9 protein-coding genes are annotated in these 17,522 nt (G+C 67.8%); 2 read left to right on the top strand and 7 right to left on the bottom strand.

Features of this window, described 5'->3' with window-relative positions; genetic code table 11:
• Nucleotides 1-442: 442 nt before the first annotated feature.
• The 3 genes from ACTWQD_RS04080 to ACTWQD_RS04070 are packed head-to-tail and all read right to left on the bottom strand — an operon-like array spanning nucleotide 443 to nucleotide 8,032.
• On the bottom strand, nucleotides 443-4,156 hold the full coding sequence (locus tag ACTWQD_RS04080; RefSeq protein WP_443194887.1) for a 1,4-alpha-glucan branching enzyme: 3,714 nt from the start codon (nucleotides 4,154-4,156) through the stop codon (nucleotides 443-445).
• Nucleotide 4,157: 1 nt separating this feature from the next.
• The gene (gene treS, locus ACTWQD_RS04075; protein WP_443194886.1) at nucleotides 4,158-5,954 is read right to left on the bottom strand and encodes a maltose alpha-D-glucosyltransferase; all 1,797 of its coding nucleotides are present in this window, start codon (nucleotides 5,952-5,954) and stop codon (nucleotides 4,158-4,160) included.
• Nucleotides 5,951-8,032, bottom strand: coding sequence for an alpha-1,4-glucan--maltose-1-phosphate maltosyltransferase (locus ACTWQD_RS04070; RefSeq protein ID WP_443194885.1), 2,082 nt, complete (start codon nucleotides 8,030-8,032; stop codon nucleotides 5,951-5,953). Before ACTWQD_RS04070 ends, treS begins: the two co-directional genes overlap by 4 nt.
• A gap of 142 nt (nucleotides 8,033-8,174) precedes the next feature.
• Here ACTWQD_RS04070 and glgP point away from each other — a divergent pair, with 142 nt between their 5' ends.
• Nucleotides 8,175-10,793, top strand: coding sequence for an alpha-glucan family phosphorylase (gene glgP / locus ACTWQD_RS04065; protein ID WP_443194884.1), 2,619 nt, complete (start codon nucleotides 8,175-8,177; stop codon nucleotides 10,791-10,793).
• 78 nt (nucleotides 10,794-10,871) lie between these two features.
• Here glgP and ACTWQD_RS04060 read toward each other — a convergent pair whose 3' ends face one another.
• Together ACTWQD_RS04060 and glgX are read right to left on the bottom strand one after the other, a co-directional pair.
• Nucleotides 10,872-11,228 carry a barstar family protein gene (locus ACTWQD_RS04060; protein WP_443194883.1) on the bottom strand — a complete coding sequence of 119 codons (357 nt, stop codon included), beginning with the start codon at nucleotides 11,226-11,228 and terminating at the stop codon, nucleotides 10,872-10,874.
• A 50-nt stretch (nucleotides 11,229-11,278) separates the two neighbouring features.
• Nucleotides 11,279-13,393 (bottom strand): glycogen debranching protein GlgX, encoded by a 2,115-nt coding sequence (gene glgX, locus ACTWQD_RS04055; protein WP_443194882.1) that lies wholly within the window; start codon nucleotides 13,391-13,393, stop codon nucleotides 11,279-11,281.
• A 114-nt stretch (nucleotides 13,394-13,507) separates the two neighbouring features.
• Between glgX and ACTWQD_RS04050 the strand changes: the two genes are divergently transcribed.
• On the top strand, nucleotides 13,508-14,311 hold the full coding sequence (locus ACTWQD_RS04050; RefSeq protein ID WP_443194881.1) for a carbon-nitrogen hydrolase family protein: 804 nt from the start codon (nucleotides 13,508-13,510) through the stop codon (nucleotides 14,309-14,311).
• Between the two features lie 597 nt (nucleotides 14,312-14,908).
• Here ACTWQD_RS04050 and rlmB read toward each other — a convergent pair.
• Nucleotides 14,909-15,895, bottom strand: a complete 987-nt coding sequence (rlmB, locus tag ACTWQD_RS04045) for a 23S rRNA (guanosine(2251)-2'-O)-methyltransferase RlmB (protein ID WP_443194880.1) — start codon at nucleotides 15,893-15,895, stop codon at nucleotides 14,909-14,911.
• A 123-nt stretch (nucleotides 15,896-16,018) separates the two neighbouring features.
• Nucleotides 16,019-17,488, bottom strand: a complete 1,470-nt coding sequence (gene cysS, locus ACTWQD_RS04040) for a cysteine--tRNA ligase (protein ID WP_443194879.1) — start codon at nucleotides 17,486-17,488, stop codon at nucleotides 16,019-16,021.
• Nucleotides 17,489-17,522 lie beyond the last annotated feature (34 nt).

Genomic DNA, 17,522 nt, shown 5'->3' with positions numbered 1-17,522 from the left:
ACCATGCCATCCACGGGGTGGACAACACAGCCAAAACAACCAATCAATAAACAATTGGTATCAACAAACTTGGCACACTATTGAGTTCTCAAACAACAGACACACCCGGCACCACCACAACCAAACCAGGTCGCGGATCGCTCCGGAGCAACTTTTCTAACTTACCCGGCCGCTTCACCCTTGTCAATTCGGCGTCCCGACTCCATCTCGCCGTGAGGCTTGGGGTCTTTGTGGCCGATCAACTCCGGGGAGCAGCGCGGAAATAAACTCTACCACCACTTTGCCCTGGTGACAAAGGCGCCCCGGGGCGGCCTCCCGCGGGACGCCAAAAAGCCCGGAATCACGGGGATTCCGGGCCTTGGGGCGGAGCTCGGCCGGGCTAACCAGCCACGTTAACCAATGGCACCGGCAATGGCACCGGGCTGGAGCACCCGGGCGGGGATCACCCCACCGGCTTGAAGTACGCCGCGCCCAGCGGAGGGAGCGTGACGGTGAGAGTGGCCGGCTGGCCGTCGGTGTCGACTTCCGTCGCGGTCAACGGCCCGCCGTTCAGTACACCGGACCCCCCGTACGCGTCGGCGTCGGTGTTCAGCACTTCCTCCCACTCCCCCGTGGCGGGGACACCGAGCCGGAAGTCCGCGTGCGGTGCACCGGAGAAGTTGAAGGCGCACACCAGCGGGTTGCCTTCGGCATCCCGGCGGATGAAGGTCAGGACGTTCCGGTCGGCGTCGCCGCCGTTGATCCACTGGAAGCCGGCGGGGTCGTTGTCCCGTTCGTACAGCGCCGGGGTGGAGCTGTACAGCTCGTTGAGGTCCTTGGTGAGGAGCTGCATTCCGCGGTGCGCCGGGATGTCGGCCAGCCACCAGTCCAGTCCGTGCTGCTCGGACCATTCGGCCTCCTGGCCGAATTCGGTGCCCATGAAGATCAGCTGCTTGCCCGGGTGCGCCCACTGGTAGCCGAGGAAAGCACGGAGGTTGGCCAGCTGCTGCCAGCGGTCCCCGGGCATCTTGCGCAGCATCGACCCCTTGCCGTGCACCACTTCGTCGTGGCTGATGGGCAGCAGGAAGTTCTCCGTGTAGGCGTACACCATGGAGAACGTGATGGTGCCGTGGTGCCACCGGCGGTTGAACGGGTCTTCGGCGATGTACTTGAGCGAGTCGTGCATCCAGCCCATGTTCCATTTGATCCCGAAGCCCAGCCCGCCCTGGCTGGTGGGCGCCGTGACACCCGGGAACGCCGTCGATTCCTCGGCGATCATGACCGCTCCGGGATGGGTCTTGTAGACGGTGGCGTTGACTTCCTGCAGGAAGGAGATGGCTTCCAGGTTTTCCCGGCCGCCGAAGCGGTTCGGCTGCCACTGCCCCTCTTCACGGGAGTAGTCCAGGTACAACATCGAGGCGACAGCGTCCACGCGCAGGCCGTCGATGTGGAATTCATCCAGCCAGTACAGCGCGTTGGCGACCAGGAAGTTGCGGACTTCGCTGCGGCCGAAGTCGAAGATCAGCGTTCCCCAGTCCGGGTGTTCGCCCAGGTTCGGGTCGGCGTGCTCGTACAGGGGCTCGCCGTCGAAGCGGGCCAGCGCCCACTCGTCCTTGGGGAAGTGCGCCGGCACCCAGTCGAGCAGCACGCCGATGCCCGCCTGGTGGAGTTCGTCCACGAGGTAGCGGAACTCGTCGGGATGGCCGAAGCGCGACGTCGGGGCGAAATAGGAGGTGACCTGGTAGCCCCACGACCCGCCGAACGGGTGCTCCGCGACGGGCATGAACTCCACGTGGGTGAAGCCGAGCCATTTGACGTAGTCCACCAGTTCCCTGGCCAGTTCCCGGTAGCTGAGGCCCACCCGCCAGGAGCCCAGGTGTACCTCGTACACACTCATCGGCGCGTTGTGCGGGTCCCGTCCGGCGCGGGCTTCCATCCACTCCGCGTCCTTGAAAGCGTAGGAGGGTTCCACCACGCGTGACGCCGTCAGCGGCGGGACCTCCGTGCCGAAGGCCAGCGGATCGGCTTTTTCCACCCAGTGGCCGTGCTTGGTCCGGATCTCGAACTTGTAGCACGCCCCTGCTACAACACCCGGGATGAAGAGTTCCCAGACTCCGGAGGATCCCAGCGAACGCATCGAGGACTGCCGGCCGTCCCAGCCGTTGAAGTCGCCCTTGACCCGGACCGCCTGGGCGTTCGGAGCCCACACGGCGAAGGACACTCCGTCGACGTCGCCGAGCACGGACTTGTAGTGCTGGACGTGGGCGCCGAGGACATCCCACAGCCGCTCATGCCGGCCCTCCCCAATGAGGTGCAGGTCCAGTTCACCGATGGTGGGCAGGTAACGGTAGGGGTCATCGGCCGGCTGCGGCGCCTGGCCCTCGTAGGTCACTTCCAGCCGGTAGTCCGGCACGTGGCCCTCCGTCTCGGGCTCCAGCACTGCCACCCAGACGCCGGCGGACTCATGCGTCATGGGGAAAGTCCCGGCAGCGGTCACGACCGAGACAGCTTCGGCGAGGTGCTTGACCGTGCGGATGGTGACGTGTCCGTGGTCATCGAGGTGGGCGCCCAGGACGGAGTGCGGCGCATGGTGTTCGCCGGCGCCGACCCTCGCCAGGGTGTCCGCGTCCACCGGCAGTGGACTTCCGGGTCGATCGATACGTGCTGAGCCTGTCATTTTGATACCTTCCGCTGCGGCTTCGGCGGGGACGCCGGAACCTGTACTGCCGAGGAGACGACGTGATGCCTGGACCGGAATGGAGAGCCAGTCCGGCCTGTTCCGTAGTTCATAGATGACTTCATAAAGTGCTTTGTCGAGCCACAGCGCCACGAAGAGCGGCGCGTTCCGGTCGATGCTGCCGGGGATGACTTCCGCATAGCCGGCGAGGAAGGCCTCGGCGCAGTCATCGACCCAGGTTTCCGGGACGGCGGCGTCCGGCTGCTCGCGGACGGCCGCGCCGGCGGCGTAGTCGAAGGACCGCAGCATGCCCACCACGTCGCGCAGGGGGACGTCCGGGAAGTTCCGCTCCGATATCGGCCGCAGCGGCTCCCCCTCAAAATCGAGGATGGCCCAGCGCGGTACCGTCCCGGGCCCGCCCGGAACCTGCAGGATCTGGCCCAGGTGCAGGTCTCCATGGATCCGCTGCAGGGGACCGGCGCTGCTGCCTTCGAGGCGCCCAAGGAGGCTGTCCAGCGCTTCGCCGTACGGCCCGACGGCGGCGCCGGCCTGGGCCCAGGACTGCCGGACCCGCTGGGCGACTCCGGGCGCGATGTCTGAGCCCGGCTCGGATTCAGAGGTCACGCCGAGGGCCTGGGCCAGGCGGCGGTGCACGGTGGCCGTGGCGGCGCCGAGCGCGTGTGCCTCGGCGGTGAACCCCTGGCCGCGGCTTGCCGCGTCGACGGCCAGGCGCCAGGCGTCGAGCCCGCCGGCGAGGAACTCGTGGGCCACCGCCAGTTCACCGCGCGCGGGGCCGGCATGCTGCTCCGCGTCCGGGGCCTGCCACTCCCCGCTGACCCAGCCAAGGGTGGCCGGCACCTCATGGGTGCGCCCGGCGGTGAGGGCGGCCCCGATTTCGACCTCCGGGTTCTGTCCGGCCGAAAGCACCCGGAAGAACTTCAGGATCGCGGCCGACCCGCCGTCGTCGACGATCACCGAGCTGTTGGATTGTTCGCCGGAAAGGACCTTGACGACGCCGGTGGCCTGCGGCAGGACGTAGCCGGACTCAACGAGGTGCCCGGCAGCGTTCCCGGTCGGGGTGGTGCCGCCGGTGCGCATCAGTTCCAGCCACGCCGCGATGAAGGCAGGGTCGTGGACGCCGTCGTAGACCCAGCGGGCGCCGGGCGCTTCAGCGGCGTCCGCTCCCGGGGACGCGGCGGGGCCGGGCACGGACAGCTGTCCTATCAGCGCCGCCTCCGCCCCGGCCAGGGGCGCGGGGCGGACGCTGAGGGGGACCTGCACGATGTCGGTCCGTGAGCCGTCCGGCGTCGGGTAGCTGACGGCCAGCAGCAGGACCTGGAAGTCGGCCGCCGCGGCGGCGTCCCCGGAACCGCCTGCCAGGCTCAGTGCGCCGGCCGGTTCAAAGCTGAAAGCGGCGCTCTTGACCGGGAACCAGCGCTGGTGCGGGAGCCAGCCGCCCAGCAGTCCGCTCAGGGCAGGGGTAAGGGTTGGTCGGGTCATCTCAGCCTTCGATGGACAGGATCGGCATGGCCTGTGTGTGGGGCGACGCCGGGTTGGAGCCGGCCGAGCGGATCCGCAGCCAGAAGAAGTCGTGGCTGCCCAGGGTCAGGGTCAGGGTTCCGTCGTCCGAGATCGCGGGGAACGCCTGCCCGCCGAACACGTCGCGGAGCCCGCGGCCGGCGAACCGCGGCACCCGCAGCGTGGTGGCCACCGGGTGCTGCGACAGGTTGAAGGCGCACAGGATGGTTTCGCTGTCCTCCCCCGCGGTGTTGCCTTCCTTGAGTTCGCGCAGGTAGGCCAGGACGACGTCGTGGTCAGCCTCAACGTGTTCGAAGCCGCCGAGGCCGAAGGCGGGGTGGTTCTTCCGGACGCTGAGGATCTGGCGGGTCCAGCGCAGCAGCGAACCCGAGTGGGCTGCTTCTGCTTCGACATTGGCCATGCTGTAGTTGTAAACCAGCGACTGGATCACCGGAAGGTACAACTTGCCGGGGTCTGCATTGGAGAACCCGGCGTTGCGGTCCGGGTTCCATTGCATCGGGGTGCGGACGGCGTCGCGGTCCTCGAGCCAGATGTTGTCCCCCATGCCGATCTCGTCGCCGTAGTACAGGAACGGGCTGCCGGGCAGGGAGAGCAGCAGGGCGTTGATGAGTTCGATCTCGGAGCGGGAATTGTCCAGCAGCGGCGCCAGCCGGCGCCGGATACCGATGTTGGCGCGCATGCGCGGGTCCGGCGCGTACCAGCCGAGCATGGCGGCGCGCTCGTCGGCGGTGACCATTTCGAGGGTCAGCTCGTCATGGTTGCGCAAGAAGGTGCCCCACTGGGCGCCGTCGGGAATGTCGGGGGTGTCCTTCATCGTCTCGATGATGGGCGCCGCTTTCTGGTCCCGCAGCGCGTAGTAGAGCCGCGGCATGATCGGGAAGTGGAACGCCATATGGCATTCCGGCTCCTCCTCGCTGCCGAAGTACTCCACCACCTCGGCCGGCGGCTGGTTGGCCTCGGCAATGATCACGCGGCCCGGGTAGCTCTCGTCCACCATTTTGCGCAGCTTGCGCAGGAACTCGTGCGTCTGCGGCAGGTTCTCGCAGTTCGTGCCCTCCTCCTCGTACAGGTACGGGATGGCGTCCGCGCGGAAACCGTCAATGCCCTGGTCCAGCCAGAACCGGACGACGTCGAAAAGGGCGTCGATGACTTTGGGATTCTCGAAGTTGAGGTCCGGCTGGTGGCTGAAGAAGCGGTGCCAGAAGAACTGGCGCCGGATGGGGTCGAAGGTCCAGTTGGACTCCTCGGTGTCCACGAAGATGATGCGCGCGTCTTCGTATTTCTCGTCCGTGTCGCTCCAGACATAAAAGTCCCCGAACGGCCCGTCCGGGTCCTTGCGCGATTCCTGGAACCACGGATGCTGGTCGGAGGTGTGGTTCAGCGGCAGGTCGATGATCACCCGCACGCCGCGGGCGTGCGCCTCCGCGACGAGGCGCTTGAAGTCGCTGATGGTACCGAATTCGTCCAGCACCGAGTTGTAGTCCGAGATGTCGTAGCCGCCGTCCCGCAGCGGGGACTGGAAGAACGGCGGGAGCCAGAGGCAGTCGACGCCGAGCCACTGCAGGTAGTCCAGCTTCTCGATCAGGCCGTGGAAGTCGCCGGAACCGTCGCCATTTCCGTCCGCGAACCCCCGGACCAGCACCTCGTAAAACACCGCCTTGCGGTACCAGTGGGGGTCGTGCTGGAGGCCTGGCGCGTTCAGTTCAAAGGTCCCTTTCGGGCTGAAGTGCTGGTTGGGGTTCGTCGGGCTGAAACTCACGCGTTCGACCTCCGGATGCTAAGAATGTGTGCGGGTTCTACGTGGGCGTCCAGTCGAACGTAGTTGTACTCGCCCCACTCCCAGCTCTCGCCGGACAGCAGGTCATCCACCATAAACCGGCCGTTGTGCGTCAGGTCCGCCGGATCCAGCTCCAGTGCCGCGAGATCCAGGGTCACGGTGCTCTCCCGGATGCCGTGCGGATCCACGTTGACCACGATGATCAGGGTGTCCTTCGTGCCGTCCGGGAGGGTCTTGTGCTTTGAATAGACCACGGTGGCGTTGTCCGTGCTCTGGTGCACCGTCAGGTTTTGCAGGTCGCCCAGGGCGGGGTGGGCGCGCCGGATCTCGTTGAGCCGGGTCAGGTACGGCGCCAGCGTCCGGCCGGATTCGTTCGCGGCGTCCCAGTCCCGGGCCTTGTACTCGAACTTCTCGTTGTCGATGTACTCCTCGGCCCCGGGCCGGGCCACGTGTTCGTAGAGTTCGAACCCGGCGTAGACGCCCCAGATGGGGCTGGCCGTGGCGGCCAGCGCGGCCCGGATCTTGAACGCGGGCGGCCCGCCGTACTGCAGGAACTCGGTGAGGATGTCCGGGGTGTTGACGAAGAAGTTGGGCCGGAAGTAGGCCGGGGACTCATGGCTGACCTCCTGGAAGTACTCCTCCAGTTCCTCCTTGGTGTTCCGCCAGGTGAAGTACGTGTAGGACTGCTGGAACCCGGCGCGGCCCAGCGCGTGCATCATGGCCGGGCGGGTGAACGCCTCGGCGAGGAAGACGACGTCGGGGTGCTTCTTGTTGACCTTGGCAATCAGCCACTCCCAGAACCACACCGGCTTGGTGTGCGGGTTGTCGACGCGGAAAATCTTCACCCCATGGCTGACCCAGAGGAGGACAATACGCAGGATCTCGTTGGACAGGCCTGCGGGGTCATTATCAAAGTTGAGCGGGAAGATGTCCTGGTACTTCTTCGGCGGGTTCTCTGCGTAGGCGATGCTGCCGTCAACCCGGGTGGTGAACCACTCCGGGTGGCGTTCGACCCACGGGTGGTCCGGCGCGGCCTGCAGCGCCAGGTCGAGGGCAACTTCCAGCCCCAGCTCCCCGGCCCGCGCGACGAACGCGTCGAAGTCTTCAAAGGTGCCCAGGTCCGGGTGGATGGCGTCGTGGCCGCCCTCCTTGGCGCCGATGGCCCACGGGGAACCCGGATCGTGCGGGCCCGCCAGCAGGGTGTTGTTCGGGCCCTTGCGGTGCTGGACCCCGATCGGGTGGATCGGGGGCATGTAGATGATGTCGAAGCCCATGTCCGCGACGGCGTCGAGCCGCTTGGCTGCGGTCCGGAAGGTGCCCGAGGTCCACTCGCCGGTCGCGGCGTCGCGGACGGCGCCCTCGGACCGGGGGAAGAACTCGTACCAGGAGCCGCGGCCGGCGAGCTCGCGTTCGACGAGCAGGGGGTACCTGTCCGAGACGGTGACCAGTTCGCGGATCGGCTGGCGGGCGACGACGGCGGCGACCTCCGGGCTGAACCCGGCGGCGAGGCGCTCCTCGACGGTTGTGCCGGCGTTGTTAAGCCCGACGACGGCCATCCGCAGCGTCCGGCGGTCGGCGGAGGGGCGGGACGGGTCCTCGGAGGCTTCGGTAAGCAGGGCTGCCCCCTCGGCCAGCATCAGCTCGACGTCGATGCCGGCTTCCACTTTGACTTCGGCATTGTGGTGCCAGGTGCCGTAGCGGTCGTGCCATGCCTCGATCACGAAGGACCAGTTGCCCGTGGCGGTGGGGGTCAGCGTCCCTTCCCACCGGTCGGTTCCCTTGCCGCGGTTGCCGCGGGGCGGGGCCAGGCGGACGCGCTGGCGTTCCTTGCCGCGGGGATCGAGCAGGACGGCGCTCACGCCGAGCTGGTCGTGGCCTTCACGGAATGCCGTGGCGCCCACCACCAGGGTCTCGCCCACAACGGCTTTGGCAGGGAACTTACCGCCTTCGACCACGGGCTGCACGGCGGTGATCGGAAAACGGCCAAAGTGCAGGCCCTCCGTGATCAGGGCCTTCGGCTTTTGCTTGGACACGGCACTGGTTCGCGAGTTAGTCGTCACAGGCTCGACGTTATCGACAATTCGGCCAGATTGCTAAGCCTGCTCCGCTTTTCGGAGCGTTTCCTGGAACGCTGTCCGTCATTTATCCAAAAGAAACTTAAAGCAGTTCCGGGCCCTCCACATCTCGGTTAGTGTTTCGCAGGTGAAGGCAATCCGCAGATTTACCGTCCGAACCGTTCTTCCCGAACCGATCCGGCCGCTCGCCCGGCTGGCCACCAATCTCCGGTGGTCGTGGCACCTGCCCACGCGGCAGCTTTTCGAAGGCCTGAACCCGAAGGTGTGGGCTGACAGCTCCCACGATCCGGTGAGATTCCTCGGGCTGGTCAGCAGGGAGGAGCTGCAGCGCCTCGCCGCGGACCAGGACGTGGTGCGCCGGGTCCACGCCGCCGCCGATGACCTTGACCGGTACCTCGAGCAGCCCCGCTGGTACCAGAGCCTCGGGGACGGCGCCCCGGCGTGCATCGCCTACTTTTCCCCCGAGTTCGGCATCACCGAGGTGCTGCCGCAGTACTCCGGCGGCCTCGGCATCCTGGCCGGCGACCACCTGAAGGCGGCCTCGGACCTGGGCGTGCCCCTGATCGGCGTCGGGCTGCTGTACCAGGCCGGCTACTTCAAGCAGTCGCTGTCCCGCGACGCCTGGCAGCAGGAGACGTACCCCGTTCTGGACCCGGACGGGCTGCCGCTGACCCTGCTGCGCGAGGCCTCGCCCGACGGCAACGGCAAGCCCCTCCAGATATCGCTCCCGCTCCCGAACGGCCGCAAGCTGCTGGCACACATCTGGCGCGCCGACGTCGGGCGTGTTCCGCTGCTGCTGCTGGACTCCAACGTCCCGGGGAACGACGAGGCCGCGCGCGGCATCACCGACCGCCTGTACGGCGGCGGCGGGGACCACCGCCTCCAGCAGGAGCTGCTGCTCGGCATGGGCGGCGTCAAGGCCCTGCGCGCGTTCCAGGAGCTCACCGGCTGCCCCGCGCCGGAAGTGTTCCACACCAACGAGGGCCATGCCGGGTTCCTGGGCGTGGAGCGCATCCAGGAAATGATGTCCGCTGCGGACCCCTTGAGCTGGGAAGAAGCGCTGGCCGCCGGACGCGCCTCGACGGTGTTCACCACCCACACCCCGGTCCCGGCCGGCATCGACCGCTTCGAGGTCTCGCAGATCCAGCATTTCTTCGACGCCGGGCTGGCGCCCGCCGTGCCGGTGGCCAGGATCCTGGACCTCGGCCGCGAGGACTACACCGACGGCAACCCGTTTGTGTTCAACATGGCGGTGATGGGGCTGCGGCTGGCCCAGCGCGCCAACGGTGTGGCCAAGCTGCACGGCGTGGTGTCCCGCGGCATGTTCTCCGCCCTGTGGCCGGGGTTCGACCACGCCGAAGTGCCGATCACGTCGGTCACCAACGGTGTGCACGTCCCCACCTGGGTGGACCCGCGGGTCTCCGCCCTGGCCCGCGACCAGTTCGGCGCCGACGCGGAAGAGCAGGGCCGCTGGGACCTCACCTACAACGTCACCGACGAACAAGTCTGGGCGCTCCGCCGCGAGATGCGCGTGACCCTCGTGGAGGACGTCCGGCGCCGCCTCCGCGCCGCGTGGAAGAAGCGCGGTGCCGCCGACGCCGAACTCGCCTGGACGGATTCCGTGCTGGACCCGGACATCCTGACCATCGGTTTCGCCCGCCGGGTGCCGACGTACAAGCGGCTCACCCTCATGCTGCGCGAGCCCGAGCGGCTCAAGGCCCTGCTGCTGCACAAGACCCACCCGATCCAGCTGGTGATCGCCGGCAAGTCGCACCCGGCCGATGACGCGGGGAAGAAGATGATCCAGGACCTGGTCCGGTTCACCGACGACCCGGCGGTGCGGCACCGCATCGCTTTCCTGCCTAACTACGACATCGCCATGGCCCGCACCCTCTTTCCTGGCTGCGATGTCTGGCTGAACAACCCGTTGCGCCCGCTCGAGGCCTGCGGCACGTCCGGCATGAAGGCGGCCCTGAACGGCTCGCTCAACCTGTCCGTCCTGGACGGCTGGTGGGACGAGATGTACGACGGCGAAAACGGCTGGGCGATTCCGACCGCCAACAACGGCGCTTCCCCCGAGGAACGCGACGACATCGAAGCGGCAGCGCTGTACGAGCTGTTGGAGACCCAGGTGGCCCCGCGGTTCTACGGGCTCACGGTCTCCGACGGCGCGGGCGCTGCCGGGCCGTCAAAGTCCGGCCCGCAGGCCGTCCCCACCCACTGGGTCTCGATGATCAAGCACACCATGTCCCACCTGGGCCCCGCGGTCTCCGCGGAGCGGATGCTCAAGGACTACGTCAACATCCTCTACCGCCCGGCCGCCGTCGCCGGCCGGCGGGCCATGGCCGGCAACTTCGCCGAGGCCAAGGACCTCGCGGCCTGGACGTCCCGGGTCCGGGCCGCCTGGCCGCAGATCCAGGTGGAGCATGTGGACTCGGTGGGCGTCTCCGAGGACCCGCAGATCGGCGACATGCTCCAGGTCAACGCGTACGTGTCCCTGCGGGAGCTCACGCCGGATGACGTCGCCGTCGAGGTGGCGTACGGCAAAGCGGAGGACAGCGACGAACTGGCCGACGTCACGGTGGCGGAGCTGAAGGCGATTGAAGACCTGGGCAGGGGCCGGCACCTCTTCAGCGGCACCGTGGTGATCGACCGGTCCGGTTCCTTCGGCTACACGGTGCGGGTGCTCCCGAAGCACACGGGCCTCGCGTCCAAGGCGGAACTGGGCCTGATCGTCAACGCCTAGGGCCTGCCACCACCCGCCAACCGACAGCAGCGCCGCACCCCGGCAGCCCGGGGTGCGGCGCTGTTGTCTGTTGCCGGCTTAGAGGCAGACGGCGGTGACGGCCAGGTTCTTTCCGGCGTAGCGTTCGGCGTCCTGCAGGATCTCGCAGACGACGCCGAAAGAGCGGTCGGCCCGGAACGCGGCGGGGACTTCCCAGATGACCGTGGCCGGGCCCTGGCCGTCGTCGGCAACCGCGTCGGCGAAATCGTGTAGCGAGTCGTTGAGCGCGTCGAGGTCCGCCTCGTCGTCCTCCGGGAAGTCCAGGACCTCCGCGAAGGTCTCGAGGACGGTCCGCCTGGTGTCAGCGGCGGGGACCAGCACAGTGCGCCGGCCGGCGTCGGCCGCTAGGGCCTGCAGTTCCTCAATGGTCCAGGTGTCTGCGGAGTAGATCTTCATGGGTTCCTTATGGTTGCCTGTTCCGCTGTGCCCGGATGGGCACCGCCGGACTACGTGCGGTAGATGTTGATGGAGTTGGCCTGCACCACGTCGCGCTCCCCCGCGGCGACCCGGATGCCCTGGCGCCGGTCGTGGAGCTCGGAGGTGGTCAGGCGCAGCTCGAAGAGCCGGTGGCCGGTGCCGTCCTCGTTGCTGAGCGGCGGAAGGGTGACCTTGACGTCCCGCGGGCTGCCGTTGACCACCACCAGCCCGTCCACGTGGCCGTCGTCGGACCCCAGGAGCAGCTGCACCAGCCGGTGCCCGGGATCGTGCCACCGTTCGCCTTCCATGGGCTCGCCGTGTTCGTCGAACCAGTGGAAGTAGGACTGCTTCTCGCGTGTGGGGTAGTCGTGGGGCTGCCCGGCCAGGAACTCCTTGCGGAGCCGGATCACACGTTTGGTGCTGCGCAGCATCGCGTGCGACTCGGGCGTGCTGGTCCAGTCGATCCAGGTGATGGCGTTGTCCTGGCAGTAGGCATTGTTGTTGCCCTGCTGCGTGCGGCCGATCTCATCCCCGGCGGTGATCATGGGCACGCCCTGGGACACCATCAGCGACGCCATGAGGTTGCGCCTGGACTGCGCCCGGCGGGCGAGGATGTCCTCATCCTCCGTAGGGCCTTCGAACCCGTGGTTGTAGCTGCGGTTGTCGCCGTGGCCGTCACGGTTCTGTTCCCCGTTGGCCTCGTTGTGCTTGCGGTCGTAGGACACCAGATCGGCGAGCGTGAACCCGTCGTGGGCGGTGACCAGGTTGACTGAGGCCAGCCGCGACCGGCCGGACGGTTCGAAGAGGCTCGCGGAGCCGGAGAGCGCGTCCGCCAGGCGCGCCACGGACCCGCCCTGCCCGCCGGCGTCGATCGCTGCGCGGTCGGCGAGCCAGAAGCTGCGCACGGCGTCGCGGAAGTGGTCGTTCCAGTCCACCCAGCCGGGCGGGAACCGGCCGGTCTGCCAGCCGCCGTAGCCGACGTCCCAGGGCTCGGCGATGAGCTTCGTCGCGGACAGTACCGGGTCAGCGCCGATCGCGACGAGGAACGGGTGCCGGGGGTCGAATTCGTTCGCAGCGTTGCGGGCCAGCGTGACCGCGAGGTCGAAACGGAACCCGTCGATGTGGAATTCGTTCACCCAGTAGCGCAGGGAATCCAGAACCAGCTGGACCACGCGGGGCTCGCCGAAGTTCAGGCTGTTGCCGCAGCCGGTGGTGTCCACGTACTTGCCGTGGCCGTCGTTGCGGTAATACGTCATCTCGCCCAGGCCGCGGAAGCTGAGCGTGCGGCCGTCCCTGCCGCCCTCGGCCGTGTGGTTGTAGACGACGTCGAGCACCACCTCAAGACCTGCCGCGTGCAGCAGCTTGACCATGCCCTTGAACTCGTCCTGGACCGCCTGCGCCCCCGCGGCCTGCGCCGCCTCGGTGGCGTAGCCGGGGTGCGGGGCGAAGAACGCGGCGGTGTTGTAGCCCCAGTAGTTCGTCATGCCGAGGTTCTGCAGGTGCGGTTCGTCCACGTGGAAGTGCACCGGGAGGAGCTGGACGGTGGTGACCCCCAGCGAGATCAGGTGCTCGATCATGGCCGGGTGCGCCAGGCCGGCGTAGGTGCCCTGGAGGTCTTCGGGGACGTCCGGGTGCAGCTTCGTCTGGCCGCGGACGTGGGCCTCATAGATGATGGTGTTCCGCCACGGCACCCGGGGGCTGCGGTCGGCGCCCCAGTCGAAGCCGCTGTCCATCCGGACACTCGTGATGAGATTTTCGCGCTCGTCCACGGCCCGGCCGTACGGGTCCAGCAGGAGGGGCTGCGCGCCGTCGGCGTCGAAGTCCGTGGCGGGCATGGACAGCGGAAGCGCCTCATGCTCCGGGGACACCCGCAACCCGTAGCGCGAACCGACCGGGATGCCCTCGACGATGCCGTGGTGGACGCCGTCGGTCACGTTGGGCAGCGTTTTCAGCTGCCACGCCCCGCCGGGCGCCTGGTAGGCGATCTCCAATGTGGTCACACCGGGCGCGAAAACCGCCACGTTCGCGAAGGCACCCCGAGGATCGTCCATTACCGGCGAACCGGTGGCCGGAACGCTGATTCCCAGCGGAAACGCGCGGGAGGCGTCTACGGTGGAAGCTGTGTCTACGTAGGGCATGACCATTGCTTAAAGTTTAGCGGGGCCGAACAAATGGCCCGTTCCGGTTTAACTGACGATAGGCAGTGTACGTAATAGGCGCACTGCATACTGGAATCAACGCCGAAAATGGAGGTAACAGTGCGGATTGCACTCGCTCAGATCATCACCGGTCGCGACCTTGCCGACAATCTGGCACTTGTGGCGGACTACGCGGCGCGGGCCAAAGCCGGCGGTGCGGAGCTGGTGGTCTTCCCGGAGGCCACCATGCGGGCCTTCGGCAACTCGCTGCTGGACATCGCTGAGCCGCTGGACGGACCATGGGCCTCCCGGGTGCGGGCCATCGCCGCGGACCAGGACATTGTGATTGTCGCGGGGATGTTTACTCCGGGCCGCGGGAACGACGGCGGCAAGGTGCGCAACACGTTGCTGGTCACCGGCCGGGGCCTCGAGGCCAGCTACGACAAGATCCACCTTTTTGACGCCTTCGGCTTCGCGGAGTCCGACACGGTCGACGCCGGCACCGAACCGGTCACCTTCGACTACAACGGCGTGACCTTTGGCCTGGCCACCTGCTACGACATCCGCTTCCCGGCACTGTTCACCGAGAACGCCGACCGCGGGGCCGACGTCAACATCATCTGCGCCTCTTGGGGATCCGGTCCCGGCAAGGCCGACCAGTGGAAGCTCCTGGCCCGCGCCCGCGCCGCCGACTCCACCACCTTCGTCCTCGCCTGCGGCCAGGGCGACCCCGCCAGCGTTGGTCTCGAGCCAAAGGGTGCAGCACCCACCGGCGTCGGGCACTCCGCCGTCGTCTCCCCCTTCGGCGAAGTCCTCGAAGAGCTCGACGGCGCCCCCGGCCTGCTGTTCGCCGACCTGGACCCCGCAGCCGTCAAAGAAGCCCGCACCAAACTCCCGGTCCTCGCCAACCGCCACAAGTTCTAAGCCCGCCGCGGGTTCGCCTGTTGTCACCTTCCCTGTCGTCACCTCCCGCGGACACCGGCGCCTTGCCGTCGCTTAGACACCTCCCGCCGCCTACTTCGGCCGCTGGGCGGCCTCATCCGTCTCTGGTCGGCGATGCGCTCCTTAGCAAGACCCCGCTGCCCGCTCGAATGTCCACCCGACGTCGGGGTACTTGGGAAAGACGCTCCCGCACCTCTCGCGGTCAGCAGGCTGACGCTCCCTCACCTTTAGGCGTTTAACGGAAGACGCTCCCTCACTTGATGTGAGAGAGCGCCTGCCGTTTGCCCACCCTAGGTGAGGGAGCGCTTAGTTAATTCCCGCCAAAAGTGAGAGAGCGATTCGATAATTCCCGCGAAAGGTGAGGGAGCGTCTGAGCCGGTACCGGAGTTTTGCAAGGAGCGCATCGCCGACCAGAGCGGAGCGAGGCCGCCCGCGGCCGAGTGGAGCGCCGGGAGGTGTCTAAGCGACGGCAAAGCTCCGGTTCCGGCGGACCCAACCACGTCTAGGCGACGGCAAAGCTCCGGTGACGGCCGACCCAGCCACGACTAAGGCGCAGCCGGACCCGGCGGTAACCGAAGGTTACTTCGCTGAGCGCTGGCGGGAGATCTCGTAGAGGGAGATGCCGACGGCCATGGAGGCGTTGAGGGATTCCATGGCGGAGTCGATCGGGATGGAGACGATCTGGTCGCAGTTTTCACGGACCAGGCGGCTGAGGCCCTTGCCTTCGGAACCGACCACGATGCAGACCGGCTCGGTGGCCAGGGTGAGGTCGGGCAGCGAGACGTCGCCGTCTCCGTCGAGGCCAAGAACATAGATGCCCATGTTCTTGAAGGCCTTCAGCGTGTTGTTCAGGTTGGCAGCGCGCGCCACCGGGACACGGACGGCGGCACCGGCGCTGGTCTTCCACGCCGAGGCGGTGACGCCGACGGAGCGGCGTTCCGGAACGATGACGCCGTGGCCGCTGAACGCCGAGACCGAACGGATGATCGCGCCAAGGTTGCGCGGATCGGTGATGCCGTCGAGGGCTACGAAGAGCGGCGCGTTGGCGACGTGGCCCTTCTTCCAGGCCTCGATGGTTTCCTCCGCGAGCTCGTAGGCGTCCTGGTATTCGTACGGCGGGATCTGCAGCACCAGGCCCTGGTGGATGGCGTCGTCGGTCATCCGGTCCAGCTCCGGCTTGCCGGTTTCGAGCAGCGGGATGCCGCGCTCGGCCGCGAGTTTGAGGGACTCCTTGACGCGGTCATCCATCTCGATGCGGATGGCGACGTGCAGTGCCTTGGCCGGGATGCCGGCGCGCAGCGCCTCGACGACGGAGTTGCGGCCGGTGACCACTTCCTCCGTGGCGCGGCCCTTGGGGCCCGAGCGTGCGCCGGCGTTGCGCGGCGCGCCGGGGCGCTTCGCGGCGGAGCGCTCGGCGAGCTGCTTGTTTTTGTGGGCCTTGTGGTACGGGCGGTCCTCCGCCTTGGGCGTCGGCCCCTTGCCCTCGAGAGCCTTGCGGCCGTGACCGCCGGTTCCGACGGTGGGGCCCTTCTTCAGTTTGACCGACCGGCGACCGTTGTTGGCCATGATTTCCACCCTTTTAACTACGCGATTTGTTGATAAGTCTGAACTCCAGTCTACTGACTCGAGTTAAATCCTCGACCGCGAGGGATGGAGGGACCGCGGTCCCGCGCCGTGAGGCGCAGGGAATCAGCCGCGCTTGAGGCTCCAGCTGGCGCCGTCCGGGCCGTCCTCGACGACGACGCCGGCAGCGGCGAGGGTGTCGCGGATGGCGTCCGAGGCGGCCCAGTCCTTGCTGGCGCGGGCCTGGGCGCGGGCGGCGAGCTGGGCCTCGATCAGGACGCCGAGGGCGTCGGAGCTCTGCTGGTCCACCGCGGGCCCGGCGGCGTCGTCGAGCCCCAGGACACGCAGCATGTCGGTGACGCTGGCGAGTGCGGCCCGGGCGCCGTCGAGTTCTCCGGCGGTGAGCGCCGTGTTGCCGGCGCGGACGGTGTCGTGCAGGGCCGCCAGCGCCTGCGGGACGTTGAGGTCGTCATCCATCGCGGCAGCGAAAGCGTCCGGCACGATGCCGTGGCTGGCGAAGCCAACGGTGGCGGGAGAACCGCCGTCGGTGCCGGCGAGGGTCCGGAGGGCGCGGCTGATGAAGCCGTCGATGCGTTCGACGGCGGCTGCCGCTTCCTGCAGGGAGGTGGGCTGGTAGTCCAGCACCGAGCGGTAGTGGGCCTGGCCGAGGTAGTACCGGACCACGCGGGCCGACGCGAGTTCCAGCATTTCGGCGGGGCTGATGGTGTTGCCGATGGACTTGGACATCTTCTCGCCGGCGTAGGTGACCATGCCGTTGTGCATCCAGAAGTTGGCGAAGCCGTGTCCGGCGGCCTGGGACTGGGCCATCTCGTTTTCGTGGTGCGGGAACCTCAGGTCCAGCCCGCCGCCGTGGATGTCGAATTCGGTGCCGAGGTACTTGGTGACCATCGCGGAGCATTCAAGGTGCCAGCCCGGACGGCCGGTGCCCCACGGCGAGGCCCAGGCCGCTGTCGCCGGCTCCCCCGCCTTGTGGCCCTTCCAGAGCGCGAAGTCGCGGGGATCCCGCTTTCCCCGGGGGTCCGCGTCCGGGGCCCCCTGCATGTCGTCGATCTTCTGCCGGGTGAGGGAGCCGTACTTGTCCCAGGAGCGCACGTCAAAGTACACGTCGCCGGAGGCATCGAGGGCCGGGTAGGCGTGCCCGCGGTCGATCAGTTGCTGGATGAGGGCGTGCATTTCCGGGATGTGGCCGGTGGCCCGGGGTTCGTAGGTGGGGCGGGAGACGCCCAGGGTGTCGTAGGCCTTGAGGAATTCCTGCTCGTACCGGTAGGCCAGCGCCCACCATTCCTCCTCGCGGACAGAGCCGGGTTCGTCCTCGAAGCCGGGGGCGAAGGAGTCCGCCGACTTGGCGAGGATCTTGTCGTCGATGTCGGTGACGTTGCGGACCGAGGTGACGCGGAATCCGCGGTACTGCAGCCAGCGGGTGAGCTGGTCGAAGGCGATCGCGGAGCGGATGTGCCCGACGTGCGGCATGCCCTGCACCGTGGCGCCGCAGTAGTAGAGGCTCACTTTGCCCGGAACCAGGGGGACGAAGTCGCGGACTTCGGCGGATGCAGTGTCATAGAAGCGCAGGGTCACCGCTCCAGATTAGCCGAAAGGTCCCGGCCCCCGG

This window comes from Pseudarthrobacter sp. 1C304 (genome assembly GCF_052245515.1).
Lineage (GTDB): Bacteria > Actinomycetota > Actinomycetes > Actinomycetales > Micrococcaceae > Arthrobacter.
This window is presented reverse-complemented; position numbering and strand designations above follow the sequence as displayed.

Bases quoted from the DNA above. Each gene is read 5' to 3' on its own strand.
- ACTWQD_RS04060 (WP_443194883.1), bottom strand. From the start codon at position 11,228: ATGAAGATCTACTCCGCAGACACCTGGACCATTGAGGAACTGCAGGCC.
- ACTWQD_RS04080 (WP_443194887.1), bottom strand. From the start codon at position 4,156: ATGACCCGACCAACCCTTACCCCTGCCCTGAGCGGACTGCTGGGCGGC.
- rlmB (WP_443194880.1), bottom strand. From the start codon at position 15,895: ATGGCCAACAACGGTCGCCGGTCGGTCAAACTGAAGAAGGGCCCCACC.
- glgX (WP_443194882.1), bottom strand. From the start codon at position 13,393: ATGGTCATGCCCTACGTAGACACAGCTTCCACCGTAGACGCCTCCCGC.